This window comes from Clostridium perfringens, assembly GCF_016027375.1.
In the GTDB taxonomy this organism is placed as follows: domain Bacteria; phylum Bacillota; class Clostridia; order Clostridiales; family Clostridiaceae; genus Sarcina; species Sarcina perfringens.
The window spans coordinates 505814-522254 of the sequence record NZ_CP065681.1 but is presented as its reverse complement, the minus strand read 5'-3'; the positions used below and the strand labels follow the sequence as shown (position 1 = coordinate 522254).

The following is a 16441-nucleotide window of genomic DNA, read 5'->3' as shown; positions in this document are numbered from 1 at the left end:
TTAAGCTTTTATTTTTTTAAGACATAATAAAACAAAAATTTTATGGAATTTATATTTTTTATATAAGATTTATAATTTAATTACCATTTAATTGGAAATAAATAAGTTGACATGAATTTTAAGAAATATATTATCTTTTTTAGACTTTACTAAAAACACTTTTTGTTGAATAAAGTATGTTTTTATCTACAAAAAAGATAATTATATATTAAAGAAAAATAAAAAACTCATCTTATTTTAAGATGAGTTTTGGTGCCGAAGACCGGAATCGAACCGGTACGATGTGTTAGCATCGCAGGATTTTAAGTCCTGTGCGTCTGCCAGTTCCGCCACTTCGGCATATATTAAGTTTAAATGGTAGCGGGAACAAGATTCGAACTTGCGACCCTTCGGGTATGAACCGAATGCTCTAGCCAGCTGAGCTATCCCGCCATGTGGTTGCGGGGGCAGGACTTGAACCTACGACCTTCGGGTTATGAGCCCGACGAGCTACCAGCTGCTCCACCCCGCGATATTATTGGTGCCGAAGACCGGAATCGAACCGGTACGATGTGTTAGCATCGCAGGATTTTAAGTCCTGTGCGTCTGCCAGTTCCGCCACTTCGGCATATATTAAGTTTAAATGGTAGCGGGAACAAGATTCGAACTTGCGACCCTTCGGGTATGAACCGAATGCTCTAGCCAGCTGAGCTATCCCGCCATGTGGTTGCGGGGGCAGGACTTGAACCTACGACCTTCGGGTTATGAGCCCGACGAGCTACCAGCTGCTCCACCCCGCGATGTTATGGTGCCGAAGACCGGAATCGAACCGGTACGGTGTGTTAGCACCGCAGGATTTTAAGTCCTGTGCGTCTGCCAGTTCCGCCACTTCGGCATGTCATCGTGTTTCCCAACGACAAGATTTATTATACATAAGCACAAGCATACTGTCAACATATTTTTTAAAGTTTTTTATAAAATTTATTATAAATATTAATAAACCCTCATGAAATCTAAGGTTTAGTTAAAAAAAATCATAAAAAAACTCCATAATCTCATATGATTTTTTAGAAAAAACTAAAAAACATAAAAAAATTAAGCTTAAAAATAATTAAAATAAAGAAATATTTTTATTATAATCTATATTTTATTATTGAAATTCTATTTTAAATAAGTATTAAATTATACAAAGACAAAATATAAAAGCTAAATTTAAAATCCCTTAGATATGCTCCAAGGGATTTTAAGAAATATTATATTGATTTTCTTTTTCTTTGTTTTACATCTTGATGTTTTTTTACATCTTGAAGTCTTTCTTCACTATCCTTTAAAAACTTTGACATTATATCTTCAAAGTTTTGTTTTGGCTTAGCTTTCTTTTCATTATTCCAATCAAAATCTGCAGGTTTAACAGATTTCTTCTTTGGTGGCATAGCTTGCTTTATTGATAAGCTTATTTTGCCTTTATCATCAACTGATATTACTTTCACTTTAACTTTGTCATCTTCTTTAAGATGCTCTCTTATATCTTTAACATAAGTATCTGCTACTTCAGATATATGAACTAAACCTGTCTTTCCTTCCACTTCAACAAACGCACCAAAGTTTGTGATGTTAATTATTCTACCCTCTAATATGTTTCCTGCCATTAAGGTCATGTTTAAAAGTTTCCTCCTTAAATTTATAAATAAAATATATGTTATTTTTAATAATAACCTTATTTATTCTGATTGTTTTTTACTTCAGAATTATTTTGCTTGTCTTGAGGTGAATCTGAGTTAGTAATAACCTTCTCGCCATTCTTAATCATACCTAATCTTTCTCTAGCCATTCTCTCTATGTATTCGTCTGTTGAAGATTGGTTTACCTCATCTTGTAACTTCTTATTTTTATCTTGAAGCTCATTAAGCTGAGTTTGCTTGGCTTCTATGTCTTTGTGTATTTTGTTCATTGTAAGTTCTTGTCTAACATAAGAAATAACCAATATAGCAATTAATATAATTATTACCATATTTTTTAAATTCATTCTTTTTTTCACTCTTATACCCCCATACTTGCAACGGTACGATATAAGTCTATTGTAAACACTATTATAGCTTAATTCAAGCAATTTTTACCTTATGAATTAACTTTTTAATTTGTGAATGTATTTTTAAATGCATATCTTATATTTTTGAATATTATTCTCAGATTCTTTAATAGTATAGCTAGAATTTTATGTTGTATTCTTCTAAAATATTTAGATAATGTTTTTAAATAAATAACTAAAGTTATCCCCATAAACACATATACATACACACCTATAAGGGCATAATTATATTTTAGTAAAAATACAAATACAATTAAACTACACCATATCCAAAATAATATATCTTCAATTGTTATTAATATTTTATTTTTGCAAACACCTCTAAATTCTCTATAAATATCAAACAAAAATCCAATTATTATTCCAGATAATATTGCAAAAATAACAATTTTAAATTGAATATTTATATCTAAAAGCATATCTCCCACCTATTTAAATATTTTAGAAAGTAAATTTATATTTCTTTTACGCTTATTTTTTTTATTTAAATAATCAATATTACTTATAAATCCTCCTATTATAACCTCCCCATTTTGAACATCTAATTTATTCATCTTTAACTCAGATCCCTTTATTAATAATGGACCTAAATCTGTTTTTAAACTTATTTTTTCTTCATCAAAGTTTATAACTTCATTTACACCTGTAATAGATAAAATTTTTCTATTTTCTAAAGATAAACTGCTAGCACCTTGTATGGTTTTATTTTCACTTTTTTTATCAGTCATAAGAAAGCCTCCTATGTAAAAAAATATTTTCCCTAACTTATGATTATTCATCTTTACACAAAAAAATGACTAATATAATCTTTTAAATTATATTAGTCATTTTTAATAATAAAGCTTTAAGTAAACCATATTATTCTTTATCTTCTTCGCCTTCTAATATCTCATACATCTCTTTAGCATTTTCTTTTCTAACATGCTCAGCAATGTTTATAACTCTTGCTTTTAAAGTTCTGTTTCCAAATAATATTTCTATTATATCCCCTTCTTTTATATCATTTGAAGGTTTTGCAACTTTTCCATTTATTATTACTCTTCCACTTTCACAAGCTTCCTTAGCAACTGTTCTTCTTTTAATTATTCTAGAAACCTTTAAATATTTATCTAATCTCATAGGATATCCTCCTTAATCTTAAAGAAACTTCATTAATAGATAAAAAAGCCCGAGAAATAACTCGGGCTTTTTTAAAGTTAAATTAACCAAACTTAAAATATCTAAAATTAAGCGTTAACTCTTTCTTTTAACTCTTTACCTGGCTTGAATACAGGAGCTATTGAAGCAGGTATTTTTATAACTTCTTTAGTTCTTGGGTTTCTTCCTTCTCTTTCAGCTCTTACTCTAGTTTCGAAAGTTCCGAATCCAACTAATTGAACTTTGTCACCATTTTCTAAAGTTTCGCTAACGCTTTCTATGAATGCTTTTAAAGCTAATTCAGCATCTTTTTTAGTTAAGTTGCTTTTTTCAGCCATGCTTGTTATTAATTCTGCTTTATTCACTTTTACATCCTCCTTAAAATTCCAGTTAGTTTACTGCAATAATTGTTTACCAGTTATCCAAATGAACTAGTATCAACTTATATTATCATAATATATATTTCTTTCTTTGTATAGTCAATACTTTCAATTTTTGCCCTAAAAATACTGATATTTTTGCATTTTTTTTAAAATTTATGCTTTTTTTCATTTTAACAAGCCATAAATTAGTAAAAACACTTATTTTTCACTTGTTTTAGCCTCTTCCCATAGTTTATCCATCTCTTCTAAGGTCATATCTTTTAAATTCTTATTGTTTTTTATTGCTTCATTTTCAATATAAGAGAATCTCTTTATAAACTTTTTAATTGTTTTATCTAAAGCTAATTCTCCATCAACTTCTAGGAATCTTGCTACATTTATACAAGCAAAAAGTAAGTCACCTACTTCACCTTCTATTATTGACTTATCTTCACAATTATAAACCTCTTTTATTTCATTTAATTCTTCTTTTACTTTATCCATAGCACAATTTACATCATCCCAGTCAAAACCTACCTTTTTAGCTTTCTTTTGAACCTTATAAGCTCTTGTTGCAGCTGGAAGAGATTTAGCTATGTTTTGCATTTCTTCTGTTAAAGTTTTAATACCTTTTTCTTCTTTCTTAATTTCATCCCAATTTACTAAAACTTGCTCTGAGGTATTTGCTTCTTCATTTCCAAAGACATGAGGATGTCTATTTATCATTTTATTTGATATTCCACCTATTACATCCATAATATCAAAATATCCATCTTCCTTACCTATAGAAGCATGGAATACGACTTGAAGTAAAACATCACCAAGCTCTTCTATTAAAGCATCCTCATCCTCATTTTCAATAGCATCTATCACTTCATAGCATTCTTCTAAAAGAGCACTCTTTAAACTCTCATGAGTTTGCTCTCTATCCCAAGGACATCCACCTGGATTTCTTAAAGTTTCTATAATATCTAATAAATCTTGAAAATCTTTTTTATTTCCTAAATCCTTAGGTATATATATTGAAGTTAAATAATCTATATCTTCTTGCCAATCTAATTCATATAAAGGTATTTTTCTTATACTCTCTAAGCCTTCAACTCCAGCCGCTCTTACAAATATTATTTCAGTATCATCTTCATATCCTTCTAAAAGTCTTAACTTAACCTCTGAAGCTATGAAATTATTATAAACTTGAGTTATTATAGTTCCAACACGCTTATCTAATATTTGATTTTTCATGTCAAAGGCATCAATTATTTTTACACCCTCTATTGGATCTACTTGCAAAGCTTCCATCATAGCATCTACAAAGCTAACTGCTGGCAAAACTTCATACTGAATATTATTTTCTTTACATAATTCAATTAAATTAATTACTGATTTTTCTGCCACTAAAGGATGACCTGGCACTGCATATATTAAATCCTCATCATCCTTAATTTTAGTTATTAAATCCTCTGCAATATATTTATATACATCATCAAAGCTATCATATTTTTCATATGCATGATCATATGATTCAAACTTAATTCCTTCATCTTTTAAGAAATCCACTGTAGGATGTTTTTCTGTTCTAAAATATATATTTTTATTGTTTTTTAATTCTTTTAAAGCACCTATTGTTAATGCTTCATAGGCACCTGGCCCTAGACCCATTATCTTAAGCATTCTATATTCTCCTTCGCAACTTATAAAAATTAATTTCTTAGTCGTCCCTTTATTTCTTCTACGCTAAAAATTTTAAGTACAAACAATGATATCATATATATAATAATACCCACAAATACAGCTATTAAGCAAGATATACTGTTACTTCCACTATATTTTAAAGCTTGTGTATATAAATATAAAACTGTACCAATCATTAAAATTGATGCGAAGATAGGCTTTATTATTACATCTTTTATATTAGGAGCGTATTTAAATCTCTTAGCCATATATATTAAATTTAATATTAATACCACAGAATAAGATATTATTGTTGCTATTACAGCACCATAAATATTTAAAGATCTTATAGGTATTAAATTCATAGTTAATACCACTTTTAATATACACCCTATAAAAAGATGAAAAACAGGTCTATAATAATATCCCATTCCTTGTAATATGGATGTTGTTATCTGCGTCCCAACTAAAAATGGAACACTAATTGATAAATATTTTAATATCATAAAGCCATCAGCTTTTCCTGGAAACAAAAGATTCATTATAGGTTCTGCCATAAAAAATAAACCTAAAAAACATGGGATAGAAACTATCATGCATAATTTCATTGTAGTATCTATTTTTTGTTTAACTTGTACCTTATCTTTAAGAATATATAATTCAGAAATTATAGGTATTATTGAGGCAGCTAATGCAGTAGCTAAGGTCATAGGAATATTGGTAAACACAGTAGCTTTCCCTGTAAGCTGAGCATATAAAACTGTGGCCTCTTGGCCAGTAAACCCAGCTTGTAAAAGCTTTTGAGGAACTAAGACAGAATCTATAACCCCCATAACACTTCCTACGGCAGCACCTATAGATATAGGAAGAGCTATATTTATTATTTCCATAAATATTTTATGACTACCTTTTATCTTACCTAGTTTAAAACTATTTTTTATCTTTCTATATTTAGGAATTAAATATAAGGCTGCTACAAAGGCTCCAGCTACTGCTCCAAAGGATGCTCCCCCTGCTGAGTATTCAATTCCTTTATCTATCAATATATAAGCTAATCCAACACCAACTATAACTCTACCTATTTGCTCTAGTATTTGAGATATAGCTGTTGGAGTCATATTCTGAAATCCTTGAAAAAAACCTCTAATAGGGGTTATTATTCCTATTAATGTAGGAGCTAAACAAATTCCTAGTATAGAATAATAGGCCTTATCATCCCATTTTAAAAATGGTAAAAGAAATTTACCACCTACAGCTAAAAAGATGCTTGTCCCTATTCCTAGTAAAACCATTACCTTTAAAGCTTCTTTTATTACCTGAAAACTTTCCTCATACTTTCCTAGAGCATTTTTTTCAGATACTAATTTAGATACTGCTATAGGTATACCTGCTGCAATGGCAACAAAAAGCATATATAAGGGATAGGTCATTTGATAATATCCTAAACCTTCATCTCCTATTAACATTATTAATGGCCATCTAAAAAATAAACCAAGAAACTTGGCTAAAATACCAGCACAAGCAAGTACAAGACTACCTTTTATAAGGGATTGTTTCTTCATAAAATACCTCCAAATTTAAATTAACCAAATTATATTAAAATACTATAAAAAGTGCGTGGATTTAATATTACTTAATTTAAGTAAGGATTTACTTTCTCTAAATTAAGTCTCATTTTATATTATTTTAAATTCAGAGGTATTATTACTATTTAAAATACAAATATTTAATTATGATAGCTTTATTGTTCCATTTGTTTGCCTAAGAATGCAGCTGCTGTTTCTGCTAGTTTTTGTTCAACCTCTCCTAAAGCTTTACCTTCTTTAGAAAGTATAACTACAGACCCTATAGCATCACCCTCAGCTAATATAGGTGCTATAACCTGCCCACTATATTTACTTTCATCATCGTCACTATGGATTGGTATTAAGTTTTTATTAGTAGCACTTAATACTACTGATTTTCTCTTATCCATTATATCTTCTAACTCATCACTTATTTTTCTTTCTAAAAACTCTTTTTTAGAAGTTCCACTTACAGATATAAATGCATCATTATCTGATATCAGAATTATGTGTCCTGTAGATTGTTGTAGAGCTTCAGCATATTCCTTTGAAAAATCTGTTAGTTCCCCTATTGGTGAGTATTTTTTTAATATTACTCCACCATCTCTATCAGTAAAGATTTCTAAAGGATCCCCTTCTCTTATTCTTAAAGTTCTTCTTATTTCCTTAGGTATTACAACTCTACCTAAATCATCAATACGTCTTACTATTCCAGTAGCTTTCATTTATATGTACCTCCCTGTATAAATACTAATCACTAATCTTTGTCTACACTAATAGTATTTAATTTATTTGAAATTTTATGCATATTGATTATATTTATGTCATCTTTAAATTTAATAGCCAATTTAAGAAAATATCTCTTAAAAAACTCTAAAAAAAGACTTATGGAATAACTTCCATAAGTCTTAATAAAACTATTTGCTTATTTTTAAACCTTCTTGTAATTTATCATCATAAACTTTAACATTTAAATCTTTTTTCCATTGATCCATATCAGCTTTAAATTTCTCTGAATCTTTTTGTTGTTTTAAAATTTGTATTATTTGTGATTTAACCTCATCAAATGGTAACTGTGCTCCTTTTTCATAAGTAGCTCCAGCTTGAATTATATGATATCCAAATTGAGTTTTTATAGGCTTAGATATTTCTCCTTCTTTTAATGGTTTTAATCCATCTACAAACTCTTGAACTAATCCTGAGTTTTCTGCAGGTACTACTCCTAAGTTTTCTGCTATAGGTTTCTTATTCTCTGATTTATTATTTTCATATTTTGTAAATAAATCATTGAATGTTGTTTTTCCTGATTGAATTTCATCATAAGCTTTTTGAGCTTCTTCTTCATTTTCAAATAATAAGTGTTTTGTAAGAACTCCAGAATCCTTAGCTACAAACTGTTGTTTATTCTCATCATAGTATTTTTGTGCATCCTCATCAGTTACCTTTACATCTTTAATAATATAATCTTGAACGGCTTGATTTATAACTTGATTTTTTATTACATCTTTGAATGTATCTTCTGTATATCCTTCAGCCTCTAAAGCTTTATCAAAATTATCTCCCATTCCTTTTTTGATATTCTCAAATTGCTCATCTACTTTTTTCTTAATCTCTTCTTCTGATGGTTTTATTCCTAATTTATCAGCTTCGATTCCTAAAACTTTGTCAGTTACTAAGCCCTGTACTACACTTTGTCTTTGTTGTAATATTTGTTGTGCAACTTGAGGGTCATCCATATATTTATCACCATATTGGCTTTTCATTTGAGCAAAGACTCCTTTTAAATGTGAATCAACCTCTCCTAAAGTTATTTTCTCTCCGTTAACTGTAGCTACAGTCGTCTTATCAATAGCGGCTTGAGTTTTTTCTACCATATTACACCCAACAGCACTAAACATTAAAACTCCCACTAGTGCAGATGCGACTATTTTTTTTACACTTACCATTCTAATACCTCGCCTTTCTCCTATTAAAATTTACATAATATTCTAGTCAAATTCTATTTTAGTATATCAATGTTACAGTAATATTTCAATTTATAAATTATTAATTATTTAAAGCTATTAACTTATCTAACATCTCTTTAAAAGTAGATAAAACATCTTCTTTTTTCTTGTCCTTCACTCTATATAAAATTGTTGGTTTATCTCCAAATTCAATTAATATATCATCTTTATATTCTTCTAAAAGTACTTTAAATATTCTCTTATCTGTTCTTTCTCTACTTTCAAATATAAATATTACATCTTCATTCTTTTCTTTTATTTCTTCAATATTTAAAAGTTTAGCTTTACTTTTTATATAAGCTATGTCCATAAGATTATAAACTGTATTTGGTATATTAGAAAATCTATCTTCTAATTCCTCTCTAACATATTCATAATCCTCTTCATTTTCTATAGCAGCAATTTTCTTATATACTTCAATCTTTTGAATTTCATCTTTTATATAACTTGAAGGAATAAATGCATCCACTTTTAAATCTACAGTTGTCTCTACTGGCTCTCTTTCTATTTCACCCTTAACAATTTTTATAGTGTCTTCTAACATTCTACAGTATAAATCATATCCTATAGCCGCCATATGCCCATGCTGAGCTGATCCCATCATATTTCCAGCTCCTCTTATTTCAAGGTCTCTCATGGCTATTTTAAATCCTGATCCAAGCTCTGTAAAATCTTTTAAGGCTTTAAGTCTCTTCTCCGCTACCTCAGTTAATACCTTATCTCTTTGATATAAGAAATATGCATAAGCAACCTTGTTACTTCTACCAACTCTTCCTCTTAATTGATAAAGCTGAGAAAGTCCCATTTTATCTGCATCATTTACTATCATTGTGTTTACATTTGAAATATCAATTCCTGTTTCTATTATGGAAGTACATACTAAAACATCATACTTTCTTTCCATAAAGTCTATCATTTCAGTTTCTAACTGTCTCTCTGTCATTTGTCCATGAATTACAGTTGCCTTACACTCTGGAACAAGTTCTTGTATATAATTAGCTACCTCTTGAATACTTTCAACTCTATTATGAACAAAATAAACTTGACCATCTCTATTAATTTCTCTTAAAATTGCATCTCTAATAAGTTGATCATTTTGTTCTACAACATAGGTTTGAATAGGATATCTATTCTCTGGTGGAGTCTCTATTACAGAAATATCTCTTACTCCTGTAAGTGACATATGAAGAGTTCTAGGTATTGGTGTTGCACTTAAAGTAAGAACATCAACATTCTTCTTAAAACTCTTAATCTTTTCTTTTTGAGCCACTCCAAATCTTTGTTCTTCATCCACAATAAGAAGCCCTAAATCCTTAAACTGAATATCCTTAGAAACAAGTCTATGAGTTCCTATTAATATATCAACATTTCCTTCTTTTAAAGCTTTTAAAGTTTCTGTTTGTTGCTTCTTAGTCCTAAATCTACTTATCATATCAATAGTTATAGGGAATCCTGCAAATCTTTTTTTCATATTCTTATAATGTTGCTCTGCTAATATTGTTGTAGGAACTAAAAATGCTACTTGCTTTCCTTCCATTACGGCCTTAAATGCGGCTCTAATGGCAACCTCTGTTTTTCCATATCCAACATCACCACAAAGTAATCTATCCATAACTTTGTTTGCTTCCATATCACTCTTTATATCTTCAATAGCTGATAATTGGTCTGGTGTTTCTTCATATGGAAATTCATCTTCAAATTGCTTTTGCCATTGAGTATCCTTTGAGAATTTATATCCCTTTACAGTAGATCTCTCAGCATATAATTTTACTAAGTCACCAGCTATGTCATTTATGGATTTTCTTACCTTAGCCTTAGCTTTTTGCCACTCATTTCCTCCTAATTTACTTATCTTAGGAGAAGCACTATCTGATCCAATATATTTTTGAACTAAATCTAATTGTTCAACTGGCACATATAATTTATCACCTTTTGAATATTCAATGTCTAAATAATCTCTTTTATGTCCTTGAACTTCTATTTGTTTTATTCCTTTATAGACACCTATACCACTATTTACATGAACTACGTAGTCTCCTGGCTTTAACTCAGCAAAACTCTTAATTTTAGATACACCTTTTGATTTTTTTCTCTTAGTTTTTTTAGCTCTTTTACCCTCACCAAAAACACTCTTATCTGATATTAAACAAAGTTTTATATCTGGGTACTCAAATCCTTTATTCTGCTCTCCAAATGTTATTACAACTTCTCCATTATTTATTTCATCAACTTCGTCTTTATATACACTTTCTATCTCTAATTCTCTTAAAGTGTTTACTAATCTTTCTCCCCTTGGTCTTGTTCCTGAAAGTATTAAAGTTCTAAATCCATTTTTCTTATTCTCTTTTATATCATCTATAAGCATATCAAGTTGACCTTGATATCCACTTTTAGTACTTTGTTTCACTTCAACTTTGTTTAAGGATTCTATAAATCCACCATCTCCAAAAGGAGCTAGATTTATTACTTTATTTCCCTTAAATGATTCTTCTACCACCTCAGCACTTAAGCTTAAATTAATTTGAGAAGGTAATATGCTTCCTCTTTCTAGGAAGGCTTCATAGTTTTCAGTAAACTCAAATACAGTACTTTCTAACTTTCCCTTACATCTTTTAGCGTCATCAATTATAAAGGTATAATTATTTAAATAATCAAATAATGTTGCTGGTTTATCAAAGAAAAATGGGAGATAACTATCTATAGTTTCAAAGCTCCAATTTTCTTGTAATGATTCTATATTTCTTTCTATTAATTTTCTAAGTCTCTCTTTTATTTCCTTATCAGAAACTTTGTTTTCAAAGTCAGAAAGTTCTTTTCTCATCTTTTCTATAGCATGTTCTATAGTTTCTTTACTTAATATAACTTCCTTAGCAGGGAATATTTCTGCCCTCTTTACCTTTTCTATACTTCTTTGTGACTCCACATTAAAAGTTCTAATAGAATCAACTTCATCTCCAAATAACTCTATTCTAAAAGGATTAGCAGAATTAGGAGGAAATACATCTAATATTCCTCCTCTTAATGAAAATTCACCTTTTCCTTCAACTGTCTCTAATCTTTCATAACCTGATTCAATAAGTTTATGAGAAATCTCTTTAAAATCGACTTCATCTCCAACTTTAATTTTTAATATATGACTTTTATAAAGCTCCTTAGGTGTATAAGTTGCTGCAAAAGCATCTATAGAAGTAACTATAATTTTTTTAGTGCTTCTTAGCATTTCCTTTATAACCTTTAACCTTGCCCATCTTAAATCACCAGAAATAGCATCTATATTGTAAAACACAATCTCTCTTGAAGGTAAATAATACACATTAGGTAAGTAAAAAGATAAATCCTCATATATATTTCTAGCTTCAATATCATTATGCGTAACAACAACTATAGGCTTATCTGATTCCTCATATATACCATTTATAAAATATGATTTTCCCGAATCAGATAAACCATTTATCATTACTGGATAATTTCCGCTTTCCATAAAGGATTTAACCTTTTGAAAAGCCTCACTATTTAATAAGGGAGCCATTAACCCCTGTAACCTCAATCTAAACACCACCATTCTAAAATAAATAAACTATTCTATATTAACTCCATTAAATTTATTCATTGATTCCTTAGCATCATTTTTTACAATTTCAACTATTGCATCACTTACTACTGGAATAACCTTTTCTATATGTTCCCTATCTTCCTTTGAGAATTTTCCTAAAACGTGATTTACTAAGTTATCTTTAGGTTGTCCTACACCCACTTTAACCCTTGGGAATTTATCTCCGCCAAGATTTTGTATTATGCTCTTGATTCCATTATGCCCACCAGCACTACCTTTTTCTCTTATTCTTAATCTTCCTATATCTAAACTTATATCATCATAAACTACTATTATTTCATCATCTTCTAACTTATAAAAGTTAGCAAGTTCTCTTATACTTTCTCCACTTAAATTCATATATGTTAAAGGTTTTAATAAAATAACCTTTTTATTCTCTATAAATCCTTCACCGCAAATACCTTTAAATTTTTCCCTATTTACATCAATATTATACTTATTTGCCATATAATCAATTACATCAAATCCAATGTTATGTCTAGTTTGCTCATATTGTTTTCCCGGATTTCCTAATCCAACTATTAAAATCATATTAACCTCCATGTTGATTAAATTCTTAATTTTTAATTAAATCATTCTTTAATTATACTTTTACTATTAATATAAAACAATAAAAAACCCCTCACTAAATTATGTGAAGGGTTATATTCTTTTAATCAATTTAAAGTTACAGAAATATCCTTTGTGGTATCTCCTCTTATAACTTTAAGTTTAATTATGTCACCTACAGAATGTTTTTTCAATAAGTCAGCTAAGCTTTCTATATTCTTAACCTTCTCATTATCAGCTTCAACTATTATATCAGTTGGTTTTATTCCTGCATTAAAGGCATTGCTACCTTTATCAACATCTTCTACATAAATTCCATAAATATTGCTCTTTTCATCTGCAACAGTAGATCCTGTAACTCCTAAGGTTACGCTTGCAGTTACGCCACCTTTTCTTATTATAGAATCTGCTATTCTTAAAGCATCATTTATTTCTAAGGCATAATATATTCCTGGTTTAGAAAATTTATTAGTAAAATATAAACTATTTATACCAATAACAACTCCATTATAGTCACATAATATACCACTATTATTATCTGAATTTATTAAAGAATTAGTTTCTATAAGATCAAAGACCTTAGAATCAGAATGACCTTCTTCTCCTACGCTTGTTTTCTTTATAGGCGCACTAACTATTCCATTAGATACAAAACCTACAGGTTCCTCACTTGTTGTATTTCCTAAGGTAGCAACTTTTTCGCCTATTTCTAGAACCTCTAATTCTGATGTTGAAATACTTTTTAATCCATTAGCCCCTATTTTTAATACTGCAATGTCAGTATCCTTATCAAATCCAACAATTCTAGCCTCAAAAGGACTTATATCATTACTTGATATTTTTACATAGACTTTTGAAAAATCCTTTATTGCACTATAACTAGTTATTATGTATCCATCTGTTCTTATGATAGATCCAGAAACATTTTTACCATCATCTTTTCCTATAGCTAAGTTATTACTATCATCACCGATTGTAACTAAACTACATCCTGATTTATTTACTAAATTAGTTATATCATATCTACCATCTTTTATTTCATTTAAAAGATTTGCTTTTTGCTCTTTCATGGTTAAATCTTTAGTATAGTGTTTAAAGGCAATAAAACTCACTAAAACAACTAGAATAACAAAACTAATTAACTTTAATAAGCTCTTTATCCAAAACCTTTTTTTATCCTTTTTAATAACTATATTGTCATAGTTTTTTTCATTTACTCCATGGAGATCCTTCCCCTTTTTAGAGTTCTTAAAAAAATTCCCCATAAAGACCCCCTATGCAATACTTATTTAACTTTAGTTAAAGTAAAATTAAATCTAACACCTTTTATTTCACCATTTTTATCTTTGACATTTTCAGCCCAAATATCTTCTTCTAGTTGCAGTATTATATTTCTCACAATAGATAATCCTAACCCTGTACTAGTTTTATTACTTCTTGCCTTGTCAACTTTATAAAATCTATCCCAAATATGAGTTAAATCATATTCATCTATTCCTTTACTAGTGTTAAATATGCTAACAATAATCTTACTTCCCTTTGTTTTAGTTGATATTTTAACTTCACCATTTTCATCACAGTATTTTATAGCATTATCAACTAAATTAGTAACAACCTGTATTAATCTATCATTATCTCCATAAACATATAATTTTTCGCTCTCTAAGAGAACTTCAATTTTTATATTTTTACTTGCAGCCTTTTGATTCATCTTTAATACAGTTGTCTCTATAATTCTATTTAATTCTAACTCACTTATATTAAACTCTAGTTTTCCAGCTTGCATAGCAGATAAATCTAGTAAGTCATTTATAAGTCTAGTTAATCTACTTATCTCATCATTTACTATAACAAGATAATATTCTTCTTTATCTTTAGGAATAACTCCATCTAATATGGCAGTTATGAAGCCCTTAATCGATGTCATTGGTGATCTTAACTCATGAGATACATTAGATATAAATTCCCTTCTATTTAGTTCTGCCTCCTCAATAGAAGTTGCCATTATATTAAATGATTCAGCTAACTCACCGACCTCATCATCATAAGAAACATTAACTCTATTTCCAATTTCTCCGTTAGCAATCTTTTTAGTAGCATTATTTATAACTTTTAAAGGTTTTATGATTATCTTTTTTGAAATAAAATATATTGCTAATCCAGAAAAAATTATAGCTATAGCTACACACATCCATACAATTTGATTAATTCTAACAAGAGAATCTGATAAAGCACTCAAAGGAGTAACTATTGAAACAGCGCCTGTAAATACCCCCTTGTAGAAGATAGGTTTAGAATATATAAATTCATTTTTTTCTTCTGCTCTATAGGAATATTTTCCTTTAATGTTTTCATATCATTATCATCTATTTTTGTGCGTTTTAAATAATCATATTTTTCATTAGAAACTGAATATATGTAACCATAACTATCAATTAAATAAATATCTGCTTTTAATGAATCTCCTATAAATGATATAGATTTATCTAATTCACCTAAAGTAGTTTCACTATTCATAAATGAATTTACAACTTGTTCTATAACTTCCTCTTCTCCAGATAAAGTTTTTAATCTTTCTTGATAATATTCTTCTCTAAACAAGCTAGAAAGTATTATACCTACAATAAAGAAAGTAATGCATATTGTTACGCTTAGTGTTAAGATTAACTTTGGAACTAAGCCACGACATCTCATTATTTCACCTCAAATTTATACCCAACACCCCAAACAGTTTCAAGTTGCCAGTCTTCTCCACCGTTTAATTTTTCTCTTAATCTCTTTATGTGAACATCAACAGTTCTTGAATAACCTGGGTAATCATATCCCCAAACTTCACATAATAATTGATCTCTTGTGAAAACTTTATTCTTGTTGCTTGCAAGATAGTGTAAAAGTTCAAACTCTTTAGGTGGAGTCTTAACTTCTTCTCCATTGTATATAACTTTATATGAGTTAGCATCTATAGTTAAACCTGGGAAGTTTAATACTACATTATCTGGCTCTTCTCCTGAATATCTTCTCATAACCGCTTTTACTCTAGCTAATAATTCTTTTGGTTCAAAAGGTTTAACTACATAGTCATCTGCACCGATTTCTAAAGCTAATACCTTATCAAAAGTTTCTCCTTTAGCAGTTAACATTATTACTGGAACGTTACTATCTTTTCTTATCCACTTTAATACTTCCATTCCATCAATTCCAGGTAGCATCATATCTAATACAACTAGGTTAGGGCTAAAGTTAACAAATTCTTCTTTAGCAGCCTTTCCATCATGAGCTACTTTAACGTTATATCCTGTAGTTTCTAGATACATTTTTATGACTTCACATATATTCTCATCGTCGTCTACAATTAAAATCTTTCCTAATAAACCTTCCATAAAATTCACCTCTTAAAATCCTTTCTGTAACTATTCTACATTTGTCCTTATTTTATGCAGTTTTATACTTTAAAAACATGAAATATTTTC

At 29.1% G+C, this 16441-nt stretch carries 16 protein-coding genes and 7 tRNA genes; all 23 read right to left on the bottom strand.

Features of this window, described 5'->3' with window-relative positions:
* Positions 1–250: 250 nt before the first annotated feature.
* Positions 251–339 (bottom strand) — tRNA-Leu (locus tag I6G60_RS02660).
* 16 nt (positions 340–355) lie between these two features.
* Positions 356–432, bottom strand: a tRNA-Met gene (locus I6G60_RS02655).
* A gap of 3 nt (positions 433–435) precedes the next feature.
* A tRNA-Met gene (locus I6G60_RS02650) sits at positions 436–511 on the bottom strand.
* Between the two features lie 7 nt (positions 512–518).
* Positions 519–607 (bottom strand) — tRNA-Leu (locus tag I6G60_RS02645).
* A 16-nt stretch (positions 608–623) separates the two neighbouring features.
* Positions 624–700 (bottom strand) — tRNA-Met (locus I6G60_RS02640).
* Between the two features lie 3 nt (positions 701–703).
* A tRNA-Met gene (locus I6G60_RS02635) sits at positions 704–779 on the bottom strand.
* A 6-nt stretch (positions 780–785) separates the two neighbouring features.
* Positions 786–874 (bottom strand) — tRNA-Leu (locus tag I6G60_RS02630).
* A gap of 358 nt (positions 875–1232) precedes the next feature.
* Positions 1233–1637: a S1 domain-containing RNA-binding protein gene (locus tag I6G60_RS02625; protein ID WP_003450336.1), complete on the bottom strand. Its 405-nt coding sequence runs from the start codon at positions 1635–1637 to the stop codon at positions 1233–1235.
* Positions 1638–1696: 59 nt separating this feature from the next.
* Complete coding sequence (locus tag I6G60_RS02620) at positions 1697–2017, bottom strand: FtsB family cell division protein (RefSeq protein ID WP_057232185.1); 321 nt, start codon at positions 2015–2017, stop codon at positions 1697–1699.
* A 95-nt stretch (positions 2018–2112) separates the two neighbouring features.
* Complete coding sequence (gene yabQ, locus I6G60_RS02615; RefSeq protein WP_003467923.1) at positions 2113–2487, bottom strand: spore cortex biosynthesis protein YabQ; 375 nt, start codon at positions 2485–2487, stop codon at positions 2113–2115.
* 9 nt (positions 2488–2496) lie between these two features.
* Positions 2497–2796: a sporulation protein YabP gene (gene yabP / locus I6G60_RS02610; protein WP_003479288.1), complete on the bottom strand. Its 300-nt coding sequence runs from the start codon at positions 2794–2796 to the stop codon at positions 2497–2499.
* A 130-nt stretch (positions 2797–2926) separates the two neighbouring features.
* A complete protein-coding gene (locus I6G60_RS02605; protein WP_003450572.1) occupies positions 2927–3187 on the bottom strand; it encodes an RNA-binding S4 domain-containing protein in 261 nt (86 codons plus the stop codon).
* A gap of 107 nt (positions 3188–3294) precedes the next feature.
* Entirely contained in the window at positions 3295–3570 is a 276-nt protein-coding gene (locus I6G60_RS02600) for an HU family DNA-binding protein (RefSeq protein WP_003450698.1), read from the bottom strand.
* A gap of 216 nt (positions 3571–3786) precedes the next feature.
* Entirely contained in the window at positions 3787–5238 is a 1452-nt protein-coding gene (gene yabN / locus I6G60_RS02595; protein ID WP_057232187.1) for a bifunctional methyltransferase/pyrophosphohydrolase YabN, read from the bottom strand.
* Between the two features lie 29 nt (positions 5239–5267).
* Positions 5268–6800, bottom strand: a complete 1533-nt coding sequence (locus I6G60_RS02590) for a putative polysaccharide biosynthesis protein (RefSeq protein ID WP_003467866.1) — start codon at positions 6798–6800, stop codon at positions 5268–5270.
* A 179-nt stretch (positions 6801–6979) separates the two neighbouring features.
* Positions 6980–7528, bottom strand: coding sequence for a stage V sporulation protein T (spoVT, locus tag I6G60_RS02585; RefSeq protein ID WP_003472465.1), 549 nt, complete (start codon positions 7526–7528; stop codon positions 6980–6982).
* 192 nt (positions 7529–7720) lie between these two features.
* Positions 7721–8749, bottom strand: a complete 1029-nt coding sequence (locus I6G60_RS02580) for a peptidylprolyl isomerase (RefSeq protein WP_003479293.1) — start codon at positions 8747–8749, stop codon at positions 7721–7723.
* A 100-nt stretch (positions 8750–8849) separates the two neighbouring features.
* On the bottom strand, positions 8850–12356 hold the full coding sequence (mfd, locus tag I6G60_RS02575) for a transcription-repair coupling factor (protein ID WP_057232190.1): 3507 nt from the start codon (positions 12354–12356) through the stop codon (positions 8850–8852).
* A 30-nt stretch (positions 12357–12386) separates the two neighbouring features.
* Positions 12387–12953, bottom strand: coding sequence for an aminoacyl-tRNA hydrolase (pth, locus tag I6G60_RS02570; RefSeq protein ID WP_003450588.1), 567 nt, complete (start codon positions 12951–12953; stop codon positions 12387–12389).
* 125 nt (positions 12954–13078) lie between these two features.
* A complete protein-coding gene (locus tag I6G60_RS02565) occupies positions 13079–14236 on the bottom strand; it encodes a S1C family serine protease (RefSeq protein ID WP_003462949.1) in 1158 nt (385 codons plus the stop codon).
* Positions 14237–14256: 20 nt separating this feature from the next.
* Positions 14257–15210: a HAMP domain-containing sensor histidine kinase gene (locus I6G60_RS02560; protein ID WP_223932479.1), complete on the bottom strand. Its 954-nt coding sequence runs from the start codon at positions 15208–15210 to the stop codon at positions 14257–14259.
* An 8-nt stretch (positions 15211–15218) separates the two neighbouring features.
* Positions 15219–15665, bottom strand: a complete 447-nt coding sequence (locus tag I6G60_RS15240) for a hypothetical protein (protein ID WP_223932480.1) — start codon at positions 15663–15665, stop codon at positions 15219–15221.
* Complete coding sequence (locus tag I6G60_RS02555; protein WP_011010926.1) at positions 15665–16351, bottom strand: response regulator transcription factor; 687 nt, start codon at positions 16349–16351, stop codon at positions 15665–15667. Before I6G60_RS02555 ends, I6G60_RS15240 begins: the two co-directional genes overlap by 1 nt.
* Positions 16352–16441 lie beyond the last annotated feature (90 nt).

Bases quoted from the DNA above. Each gene is read 5' to 3' on its own strand.
- yabP (WP_003479288.1), bottom strand. From the start codon at position 2,796: ATGACTGATAAAAAAAGTGAAAATAAAACCATACAAGGTGCTAGCAGT.
- I6G60_RS02590 (WP_003467866.1), bottom strand. From the start codon at position 6,800: ATGAAGAAACAATCCCTTATAAAAGGTAGTCTTGTACTTGCTTGTGCT.
- yabN (WP_057232187.1), bottom strand. From the start codon at position 5,238: ATGCTTAAGATAATGGGTCTAGGGCCAGGTGCCTATGAAGCATTAACA.
- I6G60_RS02565 (WP_003462949.1), bottom strand. From the start codon at position 14,236: ATGGGGAATTTTTTTAAGAACTCTAAAAAGGGGAAGGATCTCCATGGA.
- pth (WP_003450588.1), bottom strand. From the start codon at position 12,953: ATGATTTTAATAGTTGGATTAGGAAATCCGGGAAAACAATATGAGCAA.
- I6G60_RS02625 (WP_003450336.1), bottom strand. From the start codon at position 1,637: ATGACCTTAATGGCAGGAAACATATTAGAGGGTAGAATAATTAACATC.
- spoVT (WP_003472465.1), bottom strand. From the start codon at position 7,528: ATGAAAGCTACTGGAATAGTAAGACGTATTGATGATTTAGGTAGAGTT.
- I6G60_RS15240 (WP_223932480.1), bottom strand. From the start codon at position 15,665: ATGAGATGTCGTGGCTTAGTTCCAAAGTTAATCTTAACACTAAGCGTA.
- I6G60_RS02555 (WP_011010926.1), bottom strand. From the start codon at position 16,351: ATGGAAGGTTTATTAGGAAAGATTTTAATTGTAGACGACGATGAGAAT.
- I6G60_RS02580 (WP_003479293.1), bottom strand. From the start codon at position 8,749: ATGGTAAGTGTAAAAAAAATAGTCGCATCTGCACTAGTGGGAGTTTTA.
- yabQ (WP_003467923.1), bottom strand. From the start codon at position 2,487: ATGCTTTTAGATATAAATATTCAATTTAAAATTGTTATTTTTGCAATA.
- I6G60_RS02605 (WP_003450572.1), bottom strand. From the start codon at position 3,187: ATGAGATTAGATAAATATTTAAAGGTTTCTAGAATAATTAAAAGAAGA.